The sequence below is a fragment of the Paracoccus sanguinis genome (genome assembly GCF_900106665.1).
GTDB lineage: Bacteria > Pseudomonadota > Alphaproteobacteria > Rhodobacterales > Rhodobacteraceae > Paracoccus > Paracoccus panacisoli.
Genome location: NZ_FNNA01000001.1, coordinates 645232 through 662661, shown reverse-complemented (window position 1 = coordinate 662661; position 17430 = coordinate 645232). Strand labels below are relative to the sequence as shown.

Genomic DNA, 17430 nt, shown 5'->3' with positions numbered 1-17430 from the left:
CCGGGGAGGAGGAGGGCCGCGTATCCGTTGCGATGGAACCGGGGAGGAGGTCGGTCGCCATCGCCACGTCCGGCCCGGGGAGGAGGAAGGGCCGTCGTATCTCGTTCCCGCGCTGACCCGGCGGGAAGGGAAGCGGCGACCCCGGGGAGGAGGAGAGGGGCCGCCGCCGACAACGCGAACCCAGGGAGGAGGAGGGGTCCGGCTGCATTCGGAACATCTGCCGGGGAGGAGATCGGCTCGTGTTCCTTGCAGGCAATCTGGCCTGTATGCTGCGAACGCACAATGGCCATTTGGCGCTAACAGATATGCAATTAGTGCATGGCTGCGAACGGAACCGGCGAAGAAACGCTCATATTCGGCTCAAAAACCGCGCCTAAAGGTTAATAAACTGGATTTCTCATCCGAATATCATGTGTTTGACGCAACGTCCGGGGCCGCGCGGGGCATCAAATGCTGCGCAGCGGCATTGGACAGGGTGCACGCCCGCTCTCGCGCCGCCCCGGCGCTCGGCACTGGTCGTCGAATCGGTGCCCGCCTATATCGGGTCTGACAAGCGACAGAGGAAACCGGACATGGCGACGCGCGACGAGGTGATGCGGGAACTGGCGCAGGTGCCGATTCCCGGCGGCCGGACCCTGGCCGAGGCCGACATGATCCGGGCGCTGACGATCTCGGACGACGAGGTCCGCTTCGTGATCGAGGCGCCTGACGCCGAGTTCGCCCGCGCCCTCGACCCCGCCCGCGCCGAGGCCGAACGCCGGCTGACCGCGCTCGGGGTGCCGCGGGTGAGCATCGTCACCACCGCCCCGGCCGGGGCGCGGCCGCAGGTCGCGGCGCGCTCGGGCCAACCGGGGGCAGCAGGGGCGGGCGCTCCGCCCAGCCTGACCATCGGCCGCCACCCGACCCCGCAGGCCGGGCCGCAGGCGATCCCCGGCGTCGCCCGGATCGTCGCCATCGGCTCGGGCAAGGGCGGGGTCGGCAAGTCCACGCTGACCACCAACCTCGCCGTGGCATTGGCCCGCGCCGGACGGCGGGTCGGGGTGCTCGACGCCGACATCTACGGCCCCAGCCAGCCGCGGATGCTCGGCGTCTCGGAGCGGCCGCGCAGCGAGGGGGACCGGATCATTCCCGTCCACGCCCACGGCGTCACCATGATGTCGCTGGGGCTGATGATGAAGGACGGCGAGGCGGTCGTCTGGCGCGGCCCGATGCTGATGGGCGCGCTGCAGCAGATGCTGAACCAGGTCGAGTGGGGCGATCTCGACGTGCTGCTGGTGGACCTGCCGCCGGGGACGGGCGACGTGCAGCTGAGCCTGTGCCAGAAGGCGCCGGTGACGGGCGCGATCATCGTCTCGACTCCGCAGGACGTGGCGCTGATCGACGCCCGGCGGGCCATCGACATGTTCGCCAAGCTCAAGACCCCGGTGCTGGGGCTCGTCGAGAACATGAGCGCCTATGTCTGCCCCAACTGCGGGCATGAGGCGCATCTGTTCGGCCACGGCGGCGTCGCGGCCGAGGCGCAGGCCCGCGGGCTGCCGTTCCTTGGCGAGATCCCACTCGACCTGTCGGTGCGGCTGGGCGGCGATTCGGGCCAGCCCGCGGCGCTGGCGGCCGGGCCGGTGGCCGACGCCTATGCGCGGCTGGCCGATCGGCTGGTGCAGGGCGGGATGGCCTGAGGCCGGGAAAACACGGGAAAGACCGCTGGGAAAGCCTGGGACGGCGCGGCCACCGCGCCGCCCGGACAGCGAATCGCGGCCGCGTGAGGGGCCGTGATCCGCGCGTGGCCTTGGTCGCGAGTTGGCGGGCAGGGCGCCGCGGGTGGGCCGATTTCTGTCGGTCTGGGAAAACCTGCCACTATTCTGCCACACCAAAACCGCCACAACATCTAGTTGAATGCTGCCCTTGCGGCTTCAATATCTGTCGCATCCAACCCCCGACCACCCCGATGTTCCCGGCCCGTTCCGGCTGACGCGCGCGTGATCGCCCGCGACGGGGGCGAACAAAACCGTTGCTTCCCATGCTTTCCCATGCCATCCCTCTGCCTACGGACGACGGGCTGACAAGGGGCAGCAAGACCCCAGCCAAGGCAGGCTTCATACAGGCACCCCGCCATCCGTGAACCGACCTGGCCGCGCGCGAGCAGCACCTCCCCCAGGTGGCGCGAAAAAGCCGGGCGATCCCCGAAACTTCGGGGCCCAGAGATGGGACGAGGGCGGCGGATCGGGCAGTGGCAGCGGCCCGATCCGCCCTTTCTCAATCTGGGGCAGGGACAGTGGAAGGACGCGGGCCGTGGCACGCAGGTTCAGAGGCTCGGAGGAGGTCAAGGTCGACGCCAAGGGGCGCATCTCGATCCCCGCCCGGTTTCGCCGCGTCTTCGAATCCGCCGACCCCGATTTCGAGGCCCGCAAGCGCGCCCAGCTCATCGTCGTCTATGGCTTCACCGACTGGACCAGCCTGCGGCTGTACACCGTCGAGGCGATCGACGAGATCGACGCCGCGATCAGCCGCATGGCCCGCGGCTCGGCCGAGCGCAGCTTTCTCGAGACGCTGATGAACGGCCTCTCGGAAGAGGCCGAGATCGACGCCGACGGCCGCCTCGTCCTGCCGCAGCGGCTGCGCGAGAAGATCGGGCTCGACGACCGCTGCTTCTTCCTCGCCCAGGGCGACTATCTGAAACTCTCGACGCCCGAGACCCACGAGGCCGACCTCGCCGCCATCGCCGCGGCGATGCCGGCGCTGGAGCCCGGGGCCGATCCCCTGTCGCTGCTGCCCCCGCCCCAGGGCGCCGAGGCGGCCGTCTGATGGCGGGGCCGGCCGAGGGGCCGCACGTCCCGGTGCTGCTGCGCCCGTTGCTGGCCGCGGTCGCGCCCGTGTCGGGCGTCTGGGTGGACGGCACCTTCGGCGCCGGCGGCTATGCGCGCGGCCTCCTTGACGCGGGCGCGGCGCAGGTGATCGGCATCGACCGCGACCCGGCGGTGTTCGACATGGCGCGGCCTTGGGCGGGCGACTATGGCGACCGGCTGCGGCTGGTGCAGGGGACGTTCTCGGACCTCGACGCCCTCGCCGGCGGGCCGGTGGACGGGGTGGTGCTGGACCTCGGCGTCAGCTCGATGCAGCTCGACCAGCCCCAGCGCGGGTTCTCGTTCCTGCGCGACGGGCCGCTCGATATGCGGATGGCGCAGGACGGCGACAGCGCCGCCGACCTGCTCAATTCCGCCGACGAGGCGCTGATCGCCGACGTCCTCTATCATTACGGGGAAGAGCGCGCCGCCCGCCGCATCGCCCGCGCCATCGTCGCCGCGCGGCCGCTGTCCACCACCGGCCAGCTGGCCGAGGTGGTGCAGTCCTGCCTGCCGCGCCCGAAGCCCGGCCAGAGCCACCCCGCCACCCGCAGCTTCCAGGCGATCCGCATCTGGGTGAACGACGAGTTCGGCCAGCTCGTCGCCGGCCTCGCCGCCGCCGAGCGTGCCCTGGCCCCCGGCGGGCGGCTGGCGGTGGTCAGCTTCCACTCGCTCGAGGACCGGATCGTCAAGCGCTTCATGCAGTCCCGCGCCAATGCCGCCGGCGGCGGCAGCCGCTACGCGCCCGAGGTGGTCCACGGCGCCGCCGCCTTCACCCTGCCGTTCCGCCGCGCCATCGGCGCCGACGACGCCGAGCTGGCCGAAAACCCCCGCGCCCGCTCGGCCTTCCTGCGTGTGGCCGTGCGCACCGACGCGCCCGCGGGCAGCGCGGATCCGGCCGCGCTGGGGCTGCCGACCCTGCCGGGGGCGGGCTGATGCGGGCGCTGGTCTATCTGATGACGGTGCTGGCGGTGATGGGGCTGGCGTTCTGGGCCTACCGCGAGAACTACCGTACCCAGGCCCAGATCGACGAGATGCAGGCGGTCCAGAACGAGATCGCCCGGCTGCGCGACGATCTGGGGGTGCTGCGGGCCGAGTGGGCCTATCTCAACCGCCCCGACCGGCTGCGGGCGCTGGTGGACATGAACTTCGACCGGCTGCGGCTCGGCCCGGTGCAGGCGACGCAGTTCGGCAATGCCCGCAACGTGGACTATCCCGACCCGAACGCCGTGGCGGCGGGCGCGGCCGACGCGGCGGCGGGCGAGGATCTGCTCGATCCGGTGCCCTCGCAGAACCGCGGCGCCCCGCCGCCCCGCCCGCGCCGCCCGGCGGCGGACGGGGCCGCGGCCGCGCCGACCACGGACGCCGCGCCCGAGGCCGCCGAACCCGAATCCCTGGACGCCGAGCCGATGGACGAGGCCGAGCCGCCGGCCGACGCCGCCGTGACGACCGCCGAAGACCCCGCCACCGACCCTGCCGCCGACCCCGCCGAGACCGAGGAGTGACGCCGATGATCCGCACCCCCCTTCGCCCGCTCGCCCGCATCCTCTCGGCCCGCCAGAAGGGCCAGGACCCCGACGAGATCGAAGCCGAGCTGCGCGCCCGTCGCCACGCCGAGATCCAGGACCGCGCGCGGCGCCGGGCCGAGGGGCGGCTGCGCTGGATGGTGCTGGGCTTCGTGCTCGCCTTCGGGACCGTGGGGGTCAAGATGGGCACCCTCGCCTCGAGCCAGCCGGTCGAGCCGCGCGCCCAGACCTCGGGCGCGCAGATCATGTCGCAGCGCGCCGACATCGTGGACCGCCGCGGCCGGGTGCTGGCCACGAACCTCTCGACCCACGCGCTCTATGCCCACCCGCGTGACCTCGTGGACCCCGAGACGGCGGCGGCGAAGCTGGCCAAGATCTTCCCCGACCTAGACGCCAAGCGCCTCAGGGCCGACCTGACGGGCGAGCGCAAGTTCGTCTGGATCAAGAAGAAGATCAGCCCCGAGCAGATGCAGGCCGTCCACGACATCGGCGAGCCGGGGCTGGTCTTCGGCCCGCGCGAGATGCGGCTTTACCCCAACGGGCGGCTCGCCAGCCACATCCTCGGCGGTTCGCAGTTCGGCAACGAGGGCGTGAGCTCGGCCGAGGTGCTGGGCATGGCGGGGGTGGAAAAGGCCTTCGACGGCTGGCTGCGCGACCCCGCGAACGGCGGCGCGCCGCTGCAGCTTTCCATCGACCTGACCGCGCAGGCGGCGATGGAGGAGGTGCTGGCCAACGGCATGAAGGTCATGTCCGCCAAGGGCGCGACCGGCATCCTGATGGAGGTGAAGTCGGGCGAGATCATCGCCATGGCGAGCCTTCCCGACTTCGACCCCAACGACCGGCCGCGGCCGCTGCTCAAGGGCGATCCCTCGGATAGCCCGCTCTTCAACCGGGCGGTGCAGGGCCAGTACGAGCTCGGCTCGACCTTCAAGATCTTCCCGGTGGCGCAGGCGATCGACGAAAAGCTCGTCAACGCCAACACCATGATCAACGCCAACTCGCCGATGAAGATCGGCAAGTACCTGATCCACGACTTCCACAACTACGGCGGCCAGCTGTCGGTGCGCGACATCATCGCCAAGTCCTCGAACGTGGGGACGGTGCGGGTGGCGCAGATGCTGGGGGCCGAGCGGCAGCAGCGGTTCCTCAAGAACCTCGGGTTCTTCGAGCCGACCCCGGTCGAGATGACCGAGGCGCCGACCGGCAAGCCGCTGGTGCCGCGCCGCTGGCCGGCAGTGACGGCGGCGACGGTGGCGTTCGGGCACGGGCTGGCGGCCAGCCCGCTGCACCTCGCCTCGGCCTATGCGACGCTGGCCAACGACGGGCGCCGGGTGCGGCCCACGCTGGTCCACCGCAAGCAGCCCGTGCAGGGTGAGCAGGTGCTGTCGCCGCAGGCGGCGGCGGCGTCGCGCGACCTGCTGCGCGGGGTCGTGACCCGCGGGACGGCCAAGGCCGCCGAGGTCACCGGCTATTCTGTGGGCGGCAAGACCGGCACCGCCGACAAGCCCAAGCCCGGCGGCGGGTATTTCAAGAGCCGCGTCGTCTCGACCTTCGCGGCGATCTATCCGACCGACAAGCCCGAGTACGTGCTGGTCGTCTCGCTCGACGAGCCCTCGGTCTCGGCGGCGGGCGGGGGCGAGTTGCGCACCGCCGGCGCCACCGCCGCCCCGGTCGCGGCGGCGCTGATCCAGCGGCTGACACCGATGCTGGGGCTGAAGCCCGAGGGCGCGGCGCTGCCCGAGATTGGACCTCGCGCCAGCGATGCCGTAAGGGTCTCGTCGAGATAACCTCAAGGGGCTGCGGGTGCAGAGCGAGAAGAAACTGACAGGGCTGGGGCTGCGGGCGGCGGACGGGCGCGACCCCGCGATCACGGGGATTTCGGTCGATTCGCGCCAGGTCCGCGACGGGCACCTGTTCGCCGCGCTGCCCGGATCGGCCACCCACGGGGGCGAGTTCATCCCCTTCGCGCTGCGCCAGGGCGCGGCGGCGATCCTGACCGACCGCGAGGGCGTGGCGCTGGCCGCCGAGGCGCTGGCGGGATCGGACGCAGCACTGGTCGTGGCCGAGGATGCCCGCGCCGCGCTGGCCGGTGCGGCGGCGCTGTGGTTCGCGGCCCAGCCCGAGACGGTCGTCGCCGTCACCGGCACCTCGGGCAAGACCTCGGTCACCAACTTCACCCGGCAGATCTGGCAGGCGCTGGGCCACAAGGCGATCAGCCTTGGCACGATGGGGGTCGAGGGCGACTATTCTGCCCGCCTCGCCCACACCACGCCCGAGCCGGTGACCCTCCACCGGGTGCTGGCCGAGGCCGCGGCCGCCGGCGTCACCCATGCGGCGATGGAGGCCTCGTCCCACGGGCTCGACCAGCGCCGGCTGGACGGGGTGCGGGTCGCGGCGGGGGCGTTCACCAACTTCAGCCAGGACCACCTCGACTATCACAAGGATTTCGACAGCTACTTCGCCGCCAAGGCGCTGCTGTTCAGCCACATCCTCGAACCCGGGGCGGCGGCGGTGATCTGCACCGACGAGCCGCGCGGGCGCGAGGCCGAGGCCATCGCCCGCGCCCGCGGGCTGCGCGTCACCACCTATGGCCGCGGCGAGGACTGCGACCTGCGCATCCTCGGCCAGCGCTACGACGCCACCGGGCAGGAGCTGCGGTTCTCGCTGGCCGGGCAGGTCCACATGGTCCGGCTCGAGCTGATCGGCGGATTCCAGGCCGAGAACGTGCTCTGCGCGGCGGGCCTGTGCCTTGCCACCGGGGCGGACCCGGCGCAGGTGCTGGCGGCGCTGCCGGGGCTGACCACGGTGCGGGGGCGGATGCAGCTCGCGGCGCAGCGCGACAACGGGGCGGCGGTGTTCGTCGACTACGCCCACAAGCCCGGCGCGGTGATCGCGGCGCTGCAATCGCTGCGCCCGCACGTCATGGGTCGCATCGTCGCGGTGATCGGCGCCGGCGGCGACCGCGACCGCGGCAAGCGCCCGCTGATGGGCGAGGCCGCGCGGCAGTTCGCGGACGTGGTCTATGTCACCGACGACAACCCCCGGACCGAGGACCCGGCCGCGATCCGCGCCGAGGTCATGGCCGGCGCCGGCCCCGAGGCGACCGAGGTCGGCGACCGGGCCGAGGCGATCCTGCGCGCCGTGGACGGGCTCGAGCCCGGCGACGCCGCGCTGATCTGCGGCAAGGGCCACGAGACGGGCCAGATCGTCGGCAGCGACGTGTTCCCCTTCGACGACGCCGAGCAGGCCTCGGTCGCCGTCGCGGCGCTGGATGGCAAGCTGTGAGCCTCTGGGCCGCAGCCGAGGCCGCCGCCGCCACCGGCGGCCGGGCGACGACCGACTGGGTGGCCGAGGGGCTCTCGATCGACACCCGCACGATCCGCCCGGGCGATCTGTTCGTGGCCCTGAAGGACGCCCGCGACGGGCATGATTTCGTGGCCCAGGCGCTCGAGAAGGGCGCGGCCGCGGCGCTGGTCAGCCGCATCCCCGAGGGGGTGGCCGCGGACGCGCCGCTGCTGGTCGTGGCGGACGTGGTCCCGGCGCTCGAGGCGCTGGGCCGGGCGGCGCGGGCGCGGACGCAGGGACGGGTGCTCGCCATCACCGGCTCGGTCGGCAAGACCTCGACCAAGGACATGGCCGCCGCGGCGCTGGCCCCGCAGGGCCGCGTCCACGCCGCCGAGGCGAGCCTCAACAACCACTGGGGCGTGCCGCTGACGCTGGCGCGGATGCCGGCCGACACCGATTTCGCCATTCTCGAACTGGGGATGAACCACCCCGGCGAGATCGCGCCCCTCGCCCGCATGGCCCGCCCGCACGTGGCGATGATCACCACCGTCGCGCCCGCGCATATGGAGGCATTCGGCAGCCTTGACGGGATCGCCGTGGAAAAGGCGTCCATTTTCGAGGGGCTCGAGCCCGCGGGCCACGCCATCCTGCCCGAGGATCTGGGCGTGACCCAGATCCTGCGCGACGCCGCCGACCGGGCGGGCGCCATCATCGTGGGCTTCGGCCGTGACGGCATGGCCAAGCCGCTCAGCGCCACCGCCGCGGACGGCGTGACGCAGGTGCGGGCGCGGGTGCTGGGCGAGACGCTCGACTTCACCCTCGCCACCGCGGGCGCGCATTTCGTGATGAACGCGGTCGGCGTCCTGGCCGCCGTCACCGCGCTCGGCGCTGATCCGCGCCGCGCGGCCGAGGGGCTGGCCGACTGGCGCCCCTACAAAGGTCGCGGCGGGGTCGAGCGGATCGGCGAAATCACGCTGATCGACGACAGCTACAACGCCAACCCGGCAAGCCTCGCCGCGGGTCTTGCCACCCTCGCGGGGATGCCGCCGGGCCGCCGGGTGGCGATCCTCGGCGACATGCTGGAACTCGGGGCCGACGAGCTGGCGCTGCACGCGGCCATCGCGGATTACCGGCAATTGCAAGAGGTTGCGCTGGTCCACGCCTGCGGCCCGCGGATGCGGGCGCTGATGGATGCGCTGCCCGCCGACCGGCGCGGGCTCTGGTCCGAGGACGCCGCCGGGCTGAGCGCCCGCGTGGACGAGCTGACCCGGCCGGGCGACGTGGTGTTCGTCAAGGGCTCCAAGGGGTCGCGGGTAGCAAGCGTGGTTGACGCGCTGCGCAAATCCCGGCAGAGCGCGCCCCCGGACCGCCCGGGCGACGGCGCGCCCGACGCCGCGCCGCCCGACCCGGCCGCGATCCCGACCCGACGCTGAACTGATCCGACCCGCCCGACCTGACCGAAGGAATCCCGATGCTCTACTGGCTTGCCACCCTGTCCCCGGACGGCGCCGGAGGGGTGTTCAACCTGTTCCGCTACATCACCTTCCGGGCCGGGGCGGCGTTCTTCACCGCGCTCATCTTCGGGTTCATCTTCGGCCGGCCGCTGATCGACTTTCTGCGCGTGAAGCAGAAGAAGGGCCAGCCGCTGCGCGAGATCGGACCTGACCACTTCGCCAAGGCGGGGACGCCCACGATGGGCGGCATCCTGATCCTGTCGGCGCTGTTCGTCTCGACCCTGCTCTGGGCGCGGCTCGACAACGGCTACATCTGGATCGTGCTGCTGGTCACCGCGGCCTTCGCCGCGATCGGCTTTGCCGACGACTACGCCAAGGTGACCAAGCAGCACCACGCCGGGGTCTCGGGCCGGGTCCGCATGGGGATCGGGCTGGCGGTCGGCGCGCTCGCGGGCCTCGCGGCGGCGGCGCTGCACCCGGACGCGCTCTCGGGGCAACTGGCGCTGCCGTTCTTCAAGAACGCGCTGATCAACCTCGGGGTGTTCTTCGTCCCCTTCGCCATGCTGGTGATCGTCGGGGCCGCGAACGCGGTGAACCTCACCGACGGGCTGGACGGGCTGGCCATCGGCCCGGTGATGATCGCCGCCGCGACCTTCGGCATCATCTCGTATCTCGTCGGCAACGCCGTCTTCGCCAACTACCTCGGCGTCCACTTCGTCCCCGGCACCGGCGAGATCGCCGTCTTCGTCGCGGCGCTGATCGGCGGCGGGCTTGGGTTCCTGTGGTACAACGCCCCGCCCGCGGCGGTGTTCATGGGCGACACCGGCAGCCTCGCGCTCGGCGGCGCGCTGGGCGCCATCGCGGTCTGCATCAAGCATGAGATCGTGCTGGCCATCGTCGGCGGTCTGTTCGTGGTCGAGGCGCTGTCGGTCATCATCCAGGTGCTCTACTTCAAGCGCACCGGGCGTCGGGTGTTCCTGATGGCGCCGATCCACCATCACTTCGAGAAAAAGGGCTGGGCCGAGCCGCAGATCGTGATCCGCTTCTGGATCATCGCGGTGATCCTTGCTCTGATCGGTCTGGCCACGCTCAAACTCAGATGACCCAGGACCAGACGCTGATCTTCGCCATTCTCGCCGGGACGATCGGGCTGTTCCTGTGGGGCCGGCTGCGTCACGACCTGGTGGCGCTGATCGCGCTGGTGGCGGTGGTGCTGGCCGGGCTCGTCCCGGGGCGCGAGGCGTTTGCCGGGTTCAGCCAGCCCGCGGTGATCACCGTGGCCTGCGTGCTGATCCTCAGCCGCGCGCTGCAGACCACCGGCGCGGTCGACGTGCTGGCGCGGCGGGTGCTGCCGCAGCAGGGGGGCGTGACCGTCTCGCTGCTGGCGCTGCTGTCGCTGGGCGCGCTGCTCTCGGCCTTCATGAACAACGTGGGCGCCATGGCGCTGCTGATGCCGGTCGCGGTGCGGCTGGCGCACCGCCACGACCGGGCGCCGGGGCAGGTGCTCATGCCGCTGGCCTTTGCCACCATGCTCGGCGGGATGACGACGCTGATCGGCACGCCGCCGAACCTCATCGTCTCGGGCCTGCGGGCCGAGGCGGGGCTCGGCCCCTACCGGATGTTCGACTTTGCCCCCGTGGGGGTCGCCGTGGCCGTGACCGGGGTGGTGGCGCTCGCGCTCTTCATCTGGCGGCTGGTGCCGGCGCGCCCCGCGGCGGGCGACGCCTTCGCCGTCGGCAGCTACCTGACCGAGCTGCGCGTATCGGAAGGTTCTGCCGCCGCCCGCATGACCCTGCACGAGGCGGAAAGCCAGTTCGCCAAGGAGGGCGCGCAGATCACCGGCCTCGTCCGCGGGGAGGTCCACCTGACCGCGCCGCGCGGCTCGCGCAACATCCACGCCGGCGACATCCTGATCGTCGAGGGCGACGTCACCGCGCTGGGCGACGTGCTCGCCCGCCTCGGCCTCGCCCTCGAGCCGCGCGACGCCGCGGCGCGCGAGGCGGCCGAGGCGGCTGAGGCGGCCGAGGCAGCCGGAGACGAGGCCACCGAGGCCGCGGTCGAGGAAACCGCCCGGCCCGTCGCGGCGCTGGCCGCGCCGGCCTCGGACATCCAGATCCGCGAATTCGTGGTGCTGCCCGGCTCGGACATCGTGGGCCGCTCGGCCATGGGGCTGGCGCTGCGCACGCGGCTGGGGGTGAACCTGCTCGCCCTCGGCCGCGAGGGGCGCCGCCAGACCTCGCGCCTGCGCGACACGCCGCTGGCCTCGGGCGACCTGCTGCTGGTGCAGGGACCGACCGAGGCGCTGACGCATTTCGGGGCCGAGCACGGCATCGTCCCGCTGGCCGAGCGCGGGCTGACGCTGCCCGACCGGCGGCGGGCGCTGGCGGCGGCCGGGTTCATGGCGCTGGGCGTGGGGCTCGCCGGGTTCGGGGTGCTGCCGACGGCGGTCGCGTTCCTGATCGCGGTGCTGGGGGTCATCATCACCGGGGCGCTGCCGCTGCGGATGATGTACGATTCGATCGACTGGCCGGTGATCGTGCTGCTGGGGGCGCTGATGCCGGTCGCCGCGGCGCTCGAGGCCACGGGCGGGGCCGAGCTGATCGCCCGCACCCTCGTCGGCAGCCTTGCCGATGGACGCCCGCTGCTGGCGCTGGCGCTGGTGCTGGTGGTCACGATGGTGCTGTCGGACGTGATGAACAACGCCGCCACCGCGGCGGTGATGACGCCCATCGCGCTCGGCATCGCCGACGTGCTGGGCGCGAGCCCTGACAGCTTCCTCATGGCCGTCGCCATCGGCGCCTCCTGCGCCTTCCTCACCCCCATCGGGCACCAGAACAACACCCTGATCCTCGGTCCCGGCGGCTTCCGCTTCGGCGACTACTGGAAACCGGGGCTGGTGATCGAGGTGGTGGTGGCGGCCGTCTCCCTCCTCCTTCTGCCGATCGTGTGGCCGCTATGATCCCTGTGCTTGGTGTTGAGAACCAGACCATCGCCGTGCTGGGGCTCGGCCGTTCGGGCCGCGCCACGGCCGCGGCGCTCGCTGCCGGGGGTGCGCGCGTCGTCGCCTGGGACGACAGCGCCGAGACCCGCGCCAGCGCCGAGGCCGAGGGGCTGGCGCTCGTGGACCTGACCCGCGACGCGGGCTGGGCCGAGGGGCGGATCAACGCGCTCATCACCTCGCCCGGGATCCCGCATCTCTACCCCGCGCCGCACCCGGCCATCGCGCAGGCGCTGGCCCGCGGGGTGCCGGTGGACAATGACATCGGCCTGTTCTTCCGCAGTTTCGCCAGCACGGGGTGGGAGGCGTTCGACACCCCCCCGCGGGTGATCTGCGTCACCGGCTCGAACGGCAAGTCGACCACGACGGCGCTGATCCACCACATCCTCGACCGCGCCGGCCGGCCGACCCAGATGGGCGGCAACATCGGCACCGGCGTGCTGTCGCTCGACCCGCCGGTGGATGGCGAGGTCGTGGTGCTCGAGCTGTCGTCCTACCAAACCGACCTCGCGCGGGCGCTGACCCCGGACGTGGCGGTGTTCACCAATCTCTCGCCCGATCACATGGACCGCCACGGCGGCATGGGCGGGTATTTCGCCGCCAAGCGGCGGCTCTTTGCCGAGGGCGGGCCGGACCGCTGCGTGATTGGCGTGGACGAGCCCGAGGGCCGCTATCTGGCCGGCCAGATGGGGCAGGGGCCGCAGGACGACCGGGTGATCCGCGTCTCGGTCGAGGGCAAGCTCGAGGGTTTCGGCTGGGCGGTGACAGCCCGCAAGGGGTTCCTGTCCGAGTGGCGCAAGGGCCGGCAGGTGGCCTCGATCGACCTGCGGGCCGTGACCGGGCTGCCGGGCGCCCACAACCACCAGAACGCCTGCGCGGCCTATGCCGCCTGCCGCGCCGTGGGCCTCGCCCCGCGCGAGATCGAGGCGGCGTTCCACGACTTCGCCGGCCTGCTGCACCGCAGCCAGACGGTGGCGACGCTGGGCGGGGTGCGCTGGGTCAACGATTCCAAGGCGACCAACGTCGACAGCGCCGAAAAGGCGCTGCTGGCGTTCGAGAACATCCGCTGGATCGTCGGCGGGCTGGGGAAAGAGGGCGGCATCGCCAGCCTCGCGCCGCTGTTCGGACGGGTGCGCAAGGCCTATCTCATCGGCCATTCGGCGCGCGACTTCGCGCTGCAGCTCGGCGCGACCCCGCACGAGGTCGTCGAGACGATGGAGGCCGCCGTCGCCCGCGCCCACGCCGAGGCCGAGCCGGGCGACACGGTGCTGCTCGCCCCCGCCTCGGCGAGCTTCGACCAGTACCCGAATTTCGAGAAACGCGGCGAGCATTTCACTGCGCTGGTGAACGCGCTGCCGCGCTGAGGGGCCGCGTCGCAGGGGGGCTGTCTGCCCCCGGGCGCGTGCGCGACTCCCCCCGAGGATAATCTGAACCGCCTGAGTCCGCCGTCCTCGGGGTTGGCCTCGGGCTGGATGAAAATATCCCGGGGGTCCGGGGGCTGGCCCCCGGTCCGGCGCCGATCGTCCCCGCGCGCCAATCGGCTGTAGCGCGGACGGGCCAACCGCGCTATCCTGCCTCGCAGACCCGGGGGCACATCCGGGCGAGGGCAGAGGCAGTGACGGCGGTAGTCCCATGACCGAGATGGTCTTTGGCGCCACACCCGCGCGGGTGGGCGATCCGATTCTTCCCCGCTGGTGGCGCACGGTGGACCGATGGTCGCTCGGCTTCGTGCTGGCGCTGTTCGGGGTCGGGCTCTTGCTCGGCCTCGCCGCGTCGGTGCCGCTGGCCGAGCGTAACGGGCTGCCGCAGTTCTACTATGTCACAAGGCAGGCGGTCTTCGGCGGCATCGGCATCGCGGTGATGCTGGTGATCTCGATGATGTCGCCGGTGCAGGTCCGCCGCTTCGGGGTAGTGCTGTTCGCGGGCGCGTTCCTGACCGTTGTCGCGCTGCCCTTCATCGGCACCGACTTCGGCAAAGGGGCCACGCGCTGGCTCAGCCTCGGCTTCGCCTCGGTCCAGCCGTCCGAGTTCCTCAAGCCCGGCTTCATCGCCCTCTGCGCCTGGTTCATGGCCTCGGCACAGACGGTGGGCGGGCCGCCGGGGCGGCTCTATTCCTTCTTCATCCTCGCCACCGTGGTCCTGCTGCTCGCGCTGCAGCCCGACTTCGGCCAGGCCTCGCTGATCCTCTTCGCCTGGCTGGTGATGTATTTCGTCTCGGGCGCGCCGGTCACGCTGATCGCGGGGATCATCGCGCTGGCCGCCGGCGCAGGCTCGTTCGCCTATGCCAACAGCGAACATTTCGCCCGCCGCATCAACGGCTTCCTGTCGGCCGAGGTCGATCCGCGGACCCAGATCGGCTACGCCACCAACGCCATCCAGGAGGGCGGGTTCTTCGGCGTCGGCGTCGGCGAGGGCTCGGTCAAGTGGTCGCTGCCCGACGCCCACACCGACTTCATCATCGCGGTCGCGGCCGAGGAATACGGCTTCGTCATGGTGATGCTGATCATCGCGCTCTACTGCGCGATCGTGGTCCGCTCGCTCTGGCGGCTCTTGGCCGAGCGCGACCCCTTCGCCCGTATTGCCGGGACCGGGCTGGCCTGCGCCTTCGGGGTGCAGGCGCTGATCAACATGGGGGTGGCGGTGCGGCTCTTGCCGGCCAAGGGCATGACGCTGCCCTTCGTCAGCTACGGCGGCTCGTCGGTGATCGCCTCGGGGATCACGCTGGGGATGCTGCTCGCGCTGACCCGCAGGCGGCCGCAGAACCTGATCGCCGACGTGCTGGGGCGCGCCGGGCGATGAGCGAGGCGGCAAACGGCAGGGGCAGGCTGGCGCTGATCGCGGCCGGCGGCACCGGCGGGCACATGTTCCCCGCCCAGGCGCTGGCCGAGCGGCTGCTCGAGGCGGGCTGGCGCGTGGTCCTGTCCACCGACGACCGCGGCGCGCGCTACGCGGGCGGGTTCCCGGCGGCGGTCGAGCGGCGGATCGTCCGCTCGGCCACCACCGCGCGGGGCGGGGCACTCGGCAAGCTCACCGCGCCGGCGGTGGTGGGGCAGGGGGTGGGTGCGGCCCTCCTCCAGATGCGGCGCGACCGGCCGGCGGTGGTGGTGGGCTTCGGCGGCTACCCGACCATCCCGGCGCTGGGCGCCGCGGTCGCGCTGGGCATCCCGCGCATGATCCACGAACAGAACGGGGTGATGGGGCGCGTGAACCGGCTGTTCGCCTCCCGCGTCCAGCGCGTCGCCTGCGGCACCTGGCCCACCGACCTGCCCCGGGGCGTCACCGGCATCCACACCGGCAACCCGGTCCGCCGCGCGGTGCTGGACCGCGCCGGAACCGCCTACCGCCCCCCGAATGGCGAGGGGGCGCTGAACCTCGTCGTCATCGGCGGCAGCCAGGGGGCGCGGGTGCTCTCGGCCACCGTGCCTGCCGCCGTGGCAGGCCTGCCCGAGGGGCTGCGCGCCCGCCTGCGGGTCAGCCACCAGGCGCGCGCCGAGGATGCCGAGGCGGTCGTCGCCGCCTACGCCGCCGCGGGGATCGCGGCCGAGGTGCAGCCGTTCTTCACCGACGTCCCCGAACGGCTCGCTGCCGCGCAGGCGGTGGTCAGCCGCGCGGGCGCCTCGTCCATCGCCGACATCACGGTGATCGGCCGGCCGGCGATCCTGATCCCCTATGCTGCCGCGACCGGCGATCACCAGACCGCCAATGCGCGGGCTCTTGCCGAAACCGGCGCCGCGATCCTTCTGCCCGAATCCGTGCTGGACGCGGACAGCCTGACGCGCGATCTGCGCGAGATCCTGTCGGACCCGGCGCGCGCCGCGCAGATGGCCGACACCGCCCTTTCGCTGGGCCGGCCCGACGCCGCCGCCCGACTGCATGACCTCGTGGAGGACCTTGCCGCATGAACGCTGCCACCAAACTGCCGGGCGAACTCGGCCCCATCCATTTCGTCGGCATCGGCGGCATCGGCATGTCCGGCATCGCCGAGGTGCTGATGACGCTGGGCTATGCCGTGCAGGGGTCGGACGCGAAGCGGTCGAAGATCACCGACCGGCTGGAAAAGCTCGGCGCCACCGTGTTCGAGGGCCAGCGGGCCGAGAACCTGGGCGAGGCCGGGGTGGTCGTCATCTCGACCGCCATCAAGAAGGGCAACCCCGAGCTGGAAGAGGCGCGCCGCCGCGGCCTGCCGGTCGTCCGCCGGGCCGAGATGCTGGCCGAGCTGATGCGGCTCAAGTCCAACATCGCCATCGCCGGCACCCACGGCAAGACGACCACCACGACGATGGTGGCGACGCTGCTCGACGCGGGCGGGTTCGACCCCACGGTCATCAACGGCGGGGTGATCCACGCCTACGGCTCGAACGCGCGCGCCGGCGCCGGCGAGTGGATGGTGGTCGAGGCCGACGAAAGCGACGGCAGCTTCAACCGCCTGCCCGCGACGATCGCCATCGTGACCAACATCGACCCCGAGCACATGGAGCACTGGGGCAGCTTCGACGCGCTGCGCAAAGGCTTCACCGACTTCGTGTCGAACATCCCGTTCTACGGGCTCGCGGTCTGCTGCACCGATCACCCCGAGGTGCAGAGCCTCGTCGGCCGTGTCACCGACCGGCGTGTCGTGACCTTCGGCTTCAATGCCCAGGCCGACGTGCGGGCGCTGAACCTGCGCTACGAGAACGGCGTCGCGCATTTCGACGTGGCGCTGCAGGGCGAGGCGGTGCTGAACGACGGCGAGGTGCCGGTGATCGAGGGCTGCACCCTGCCGATGCCGGGCGATCACAACGTCTCGAACGCGCTGTCGGCGGTGGCCGTTGCCCGCCACCTGGGGATGAAGCGGGCCGAGATCCGCGAGGCGCTGGCCAAGTTCGGCGGCGTCGGGCGGCGCTTCACCAAGGTGGGCCAGGTCGGCGGCGTTACCATCATCGACGACTACGGCCACCACCCGGTCGAGATCGCGGCCGTGCTCAAGGCCGCCCGGCAGGCGACGCAGGGCCGGGTGATCGCGGTCCACCAGCCGCACCGCTATTCGCGGCTCTCGAATCTCTTCGACGACTTCTGCACCTGCTTCAACGAGGCCGACGTGGTCGCCATCGCCGAGGTCTATTCGGCGGGCGAAGACCCGATCCCGGGCGCGAGCCGCGATGATCTGGTGGCCGGGCTGATCGCCCACGGCCACCGCCACGCCCGCGCGGTGATGGACGAGGACGACCTCGCCCGCCTGGTGCGCGAGCAGGCGCGGCCCGGCGACATGGTCGTGTGCCTCGGCGCCGGCACCATCTCGGCCTGGGCCAACGCGCTGCCCGACCGGCTGACGGCGCGGGCCGCCTGAG

The 17430-nt window shown here is 72.2% G+C and carries 13 protein-coding genes; all 13 read left to right on the top strand.

Annotated elements, in window-relative coordinates; genetic code table 11:
- Nucleotides 1-572: 572 nt before the first annotated feature.
- Entirely contained in the window at nucleotides 573-1676 is a 1104-nt protein-coding gene (locus tag BLW17_RS03235) for an Mrp/NBP35 family ATP-binding protein (protein ID WP_036730705.1), read from the top strand.
- Nucleotides 1677-2289: 613 nt separating this feature from the next.
- On the top strand, nucleotides 2290-2802 hold the full coding sequence (mraZ, locus tag BLW17_RS03230) for a division/cell wall cluster transcriptional repressor MraZ (protein WP_036730708.1): 513 nt from the start codon (nucleotides 2290-2292) through the stop codon (nucleotides 2800-2802).
- A complete protein-coding gene (gene rsmH / locus BLW17_RS03225) occupies nucleotides 2802-3776 on the top strand; it encodes a 16S rRNA (cytosine(1402)-N(4))-methyltransferase RsmH (RefSeq protein WP_036710052.1) in 975 nt (324 codons plus the stop codon). The genes mraZ and rsmH overlap by 1 nt, the downstream gene beginning before the upstream one ends.
- Nucleotides 3776-4345, top strand: a complete 570-nt coding sequence (gene ftsL, locus BLW17_RS18915; protein ID WP_074826068.1) for a cell division protein FtsL — start codon at nucleotides 3776-3778, stop codon at nucleotides 4343-4345. Before rsmH ends, ftsL begins: the two co-directional genes overlap by 1 nt.
- Nucleotides 4346-4350: 5 nt before the next feature.
- On the top strand, nucleotides 4351-6153 hold the full coding sequence (locus BLW17_RS03215) for a peptidoglycan D,D-transpeptidase FtsI family protein (protein ID WP_036730722.1): 1803 nt from the start codon (nucleotides 4351-4353) through the stop codon (nucleotides 6151-6153).
- 10 nt (nucleotides 6154-6163) lie between these two features.
- On the top strand, nucleotides 6164-7651 hold the full coding sequence (locus BLW17_RS03210) for a UDP-N-acetylmuramoyl-L-alanyl-D-glutamate--2,6-diaminopimelate ligase (protein WP_414811493.1): 1488 nt from the start codon (nucleotides 6164-6166) through the stop codon (nucleotides 7649-7651).
- Nucleotides 7648-9084, top strand: coding sequence for a UDP-N-acetylmuramoyl-tripeptide--D-alanyl-D-alanine ligase (locus BLW17_RS03205; protein WP_081969026.1), 1437 nt, complete (start codon nucleotides 7648-7650; stop codon nucleotides 9082-9084). Before BLW17_RS03210 ends, BLW17_RS03205 begins: the two co-directional genes overlap by 4 nt.
- A 38-nt stretch (nucleotides 9085-9122) precedes the next feature.
- Nucleotides 9123-10208 carry a phospho-N-acetylmuramoyl-pentapeptide-transferase gene (gene mraY / locus BLW17_RS03200; RefSeq protein ID WP_036710060.1) on the top strand — a complete coding sequence of 362 codons (1086 nt, stop codon included), beginning with the start codon at nucleotides 9123-9125 and terminating at the stop codon, nucleotides 10206-10208.
- Nucleotides 10205-12064: an SLC13 family permease gene (locus BLW17_RS03195; RefSeq protein WP_036730728.1), complete on the top strand. Its 1860-nt coding sequence runs from the start codon at nucleotides 10205-10207 to the stop codon at nucleotides 12062-12064. The genes mraY and BLW17_RS03195 overlap by 4 nt, the downstream gene beginning before the upstream one ends.
- Entirely contained in the window at nucleotides 12061-13467 is a 1407-nt protein-coding gene (gene murD / locus BLW17_RS03190) for a UDP-N-acetylmuramoyl-L-alanine--D-glutamate ligase (protein WP_036730731.1), read from the top strand. Before BLW17_RS03195 ends, murD begins: the two co-directional genes overlap by 4 nt.
- A gap of 268 nt (nucleotides 13468-13735) precedes the next feature.
- Nucleotides 13736-14902 (top strand): peptidoglycan glycosyltransferase FtsW, encoded by a 1167-nt coding sequence (locus BLW17_RS03185; protein ID WP_036710066.1) that lies wholly within the window; start codon nucleotides 13736-13738, stop codon nucleotides 14900-14902.
- Nucleotides 14899-16005 carry a UDP-N-acetylglucosamine--N-acetylmuramyl-(pentapeptide) pyrophosphoryl-undecaprenol N-acetylglucosamine transferase gene (locus tag BLW17_RS03180; RefSeq protein WP_074826065.1) on the top strand — a complete coding sequence of 369 codons (1107 nt, stop codon included), beginning with the start codon at nucleotides 14899-14901 and terminating at the stop codon, nucleotides 16003-16005. The genes BLW17_RS03185 and BLW17_RS03180 overlap by 4 nt, the downstream gene beginning before the upstream one ends.
- A complete protein-coding gene (gene murC / locus BLW17_RS03175; protein WP_074826063.1) occupies nucleotides 16002-17429 on the top strand; it encodes a UDP-N-acetylmuramate--L-alanine ligase in 1428 nt (475 codons plus the stop codon). Before BLW17_RS03180 ends, murC begins: the two co-directional genes overlap by 4 nt.
- Nucleotide 17430: the final 1 nt, after the last annotated feature.

Excerpts from the sequence above, each read along its gene's own strand:
- murC (WP_074826063.1), top strand. The coding sequence starts at position 16,002 with ATGAACGCTGCCACCAAACTGCCGGGCGAACTCGGCCCCATCCATTTC.
- BLW17_RS03180 (WP_074826065.1), top strand. The coding sequence starts at position 14,899 with ATGAGCGAGGCGGCAAACGGCAGGGGCAGGCTGGCGCTGATCGCGGCC.
- mraY (WP_036710060.1), top strand. The coding sequence starts at position 9,123 with ATGCTCTACTGGCTTGCCACCCTGTCCCCGGACGGCGCCGGAGGGGTG.
- BLW17_RS03235 (WP_036730705.1), top strand. The coding sequence starts at position 573 with ATGGCGACGCGCGACGAGGTGATGCGGGAACTGGCGCAGGTGCCGATT.
- murD (WP_036730731.1), top strand. The coding sequence starts at position 12,061 with ATGATCCCTGTGCTTGGTGTTGAGAACCAGACCATCGCCGTGCTGGGG.
- BLW17_RS03185 (WP_036710066.1), top strand. The coding sequence starts at position 13,736 with ATGACCGAGATGGTCTTTGGCGCCACACCCGCGCGGGTGGGCGATCCG.
- BLW17_RS03195 (WP_036730728.1), top strand. The coding sequence starts at position 10,205 with ATGACCCAGGACCAGACGCTGATCTTCGCCATTCTCGCCGGGACGATC.
- ftsL (WP_074826068.1), top strand. The coding sequence starts at position 3,776 with ATGCGGGCGCTGGTCTATCTGATGACGGTGCTGGCGGTGATGGGGCTG.
- rsmH (WP_036710052.1), top strand. The coding sequence starts at position 2,802 with ATGGCGGGGCCGGCCGAGGGGCCGCACGTCCCGGTGCTGCTGCGCCCG.
- BLW17_RS03215 (WP_036730722.1), top strand. The coding sequence starts at position 4,351 with ATGATCCGCACCCCCCTTCGCCCGCTCGCCCGCATCCTCTCGGCCCGC.